The organism is Streptococcus sp. SS-4456, assembly GCF_036680365.1.
Classification (GTDB): domain Bacteria; phylum Bacillota; class Bacilli; order Lactobacillales; family Streptococcaceae; genus Streptococcus.
On sequence record NZ_JAVIHI010000075.1, the window covers coordinates 1 to 2,581 of the forward strand.

A 2,581-nucleotide genomic window follows, 5' to 3' on the forward strand; every position below is an offset into this window, starting at 1 on the left:
GCTCACAGCTCACAGCTCACAGCTCACAGCTCACAGCTCACAGCTCACAGCTCACAGCTCACAGCTCACAGCTCACAGCTCACGCTGATTATGTAATCGGACGTGTTTTTTGTCAAGCATTAAAACAGGCTTTTTCACGTTTTTGTGAGAAAGTTTTTTATATCCTTTCAATTAGTGAGGTGGCATAATGGTCATCTCACTAATTGAAAATAAAGTCTCTGAAACGAAGACAGAAAATATCTTTAGAGAATTTTATGAACCAAATACTTTTTTAGAGAAAAGTGCTATTCCTGATGTATACGGATTTAAATCAAAACAAGGTACAGACTATAAGGGTTTTCCTGATTTTTTCTTAGATAAACAATCCTTTGCAATTATTGTTGAAGCAAAAGCCTTAAAACATTCCTCCGCCGAAGCTGAAGTAAAGTGGTATATGGAAAATAATCTATTGCATAATGGGATAATCGGCATAGCAATATCAGGTCAAGAACTGAGCCAGATTAAAGTTACCTATTATTACAAGGAAACTCCCCAATCTGATATTATTCCATTTCATATAAAAGATAAACTACTTAGCCTTAAAAACTTAGAAAAACTATTCATACAAAAATTTAAAGGAGAAATTGTAAGTGAATCGGAATTAACTAATATACTCAAACAGTTAAATGAGACATTCCATGCTGGAGGAAAAGTTCGAGATACAGATAGAAGTTTATTTTTCTCAGGTATATTGATAGCCTTGCGGAACAACAATTTCAGAAACCAATATAAGCATACTACTGCACCTGATGTTGAAGATACCGCTACTACAGATGCAACCATATTAGAAGCTCATAATTTAAACAAGTCTCTATTAGATGCTATAGAAACAGAACTAAAACGAAAAGTCAATAATCTTTCAAAAGAGTTTAATTGGAGAGATAGATTTTCGTTTATTTCAAATATAGACTATCATTTAGAAGACTACATAAATCTTATCTCTCTTATAGAAAATAAAATTTTCGTTCCATTTATTAACAATGAAAAATTAGATATTTTAGGAAAAGCCTATAAAATATTCTTATCACGTTCAGGTCAAGCTGAAAATAAGAATATTATTTTAACTCCAGACCATATAAAATCCTTGATGGTAAAATTAGCTCGTCTCAATGTCGATGATGTTGTCATAGACACTTGTATGGGGTCAGGAGGTTTCTTAATGGAAGCACTTGAGATTTTAAGTAGCTTAGCTCAAGATGACCTTGAGAAGCAAGATTATATTAGACAAAATCAGTTGATAGGTTTTGAAAACGATTCTGTATTATTCGCATTAGCGTGTTCAAATATGTTCTTGCATGGTGATGGTCGCTCTAATTTGATGTTCCGGAGTAGTTTGCTGTCAGACACCTCGCAAGCAATAGTAAATAATAGAGATGCAATTCTTCTCGAAAAAATCAGAGAAAAGAAACCAACAAAGTGTATCATCAATCCTCCCTATGAAAAAACTAGCCCTATAGATTTCACTAAACAGGCTATTGAATATCTTGAACCTAATGGTAAACTCATTATCATTATGCCTACACCAACACTTAGAAAATATCAGGAGGTAGATGGAAAAACAGAGGAAATTTTACGAATGGCTAAATTGGATTTTGTAATCAAAATGCCATTTAACCTGTTTACTGAACAAGGTCGGTCGGTGAACACATCAATTTTTGGATTTACAAAGACAAAGCACAATGAAAATGACGAAGTATTATTCTACAACTTAGAAGAAGATGGCTTTGAATCTATTCAGCATAAAGGAAGAGTTGATGTTGCCAATCGGTGGAATGACATTGAAAATCAAATTATAGATGCTATTCAAAATAGCAGAGAAATCAAAGGCATATCAGAGAAACGAAAAATATATAAAAACTCTGTCTTAAATTGTTCAGGCTATATAGAACTGGAAGAAAACACATCAAAAACATTAGTGAAATTTAGCGATATTTTTGAAATTTCTCCAAAAGGTAGTCTTGCTTCAACCAAAAATGACCCTAGCGGAAAATATGATTTTATTACCGCTTCAGATGAGTGGAAAAAACATTCATCTTATGATTATGATAAAGAAGCCCTTGTATATGCACTTTATGCAGCAGGTTCTTTAGGAAAATCTCAATATGTTAACGGAAAGTTTACACCAAGTAATTTATGTGTTGTTCTGACACAAAAAAATGAGAAATACCCTGTAAATTTGAAGTTTTATAACTGGTATCTTGAAGCCATTCGTAAACAACTTGTATCTGATTTAGCAGACGGTACATCTAAATTAACTATTCCAAGAGATGACTTGCTACCTGATTACTACATAGAATATTTCCCCATCGAGGAGCAGGATAGATTTGTGGAAAAATATATAGTGCCTTATGAAAAACTACAACAAAGACTGAAATTAGAAGAAGAAAAACTCAAAGATGAAATGTCTTCCCTAATTTAAGTAACTTCAATGAAAAAGACGATTTCCGAAAGTGAACTGCACCCCAAAAGTTAGACAGAAAAAATCTAACATTTGGGGTGCTATTTTTATGAAATTGAGCTATGAAGACAAAATCGAAATCTA

Annotated in this window: 2 protein-coding genes; both read left to right on the forward strand. The window is 33.0% G+C overall.

Features of this window, described 5'->3' with window-relative positions; genetic code table 11:
• Window positions 1-188: hypothetical protein (locus RFK25_RS11350; protein ID WP_332413531.1), on the forward strand; the 188-nt coding region annotated here is incomplete at its 5' end.
• Complete coding sequence (locus RFK25_RS11355; protein ID WP_332413532.1) at window positions 188-2,458, forward strand: N-6 DNA methylase; 2,271 nt, start codon at window positions 188-190, stop codon at window positions 2,456-2,458. The genes RFK25_RS11350 and RFK25_RS11355, both read left to right, overlap by 1 nt.
• Window positions 2,459-2,581 lie beyond the last annotated feature (123 nt).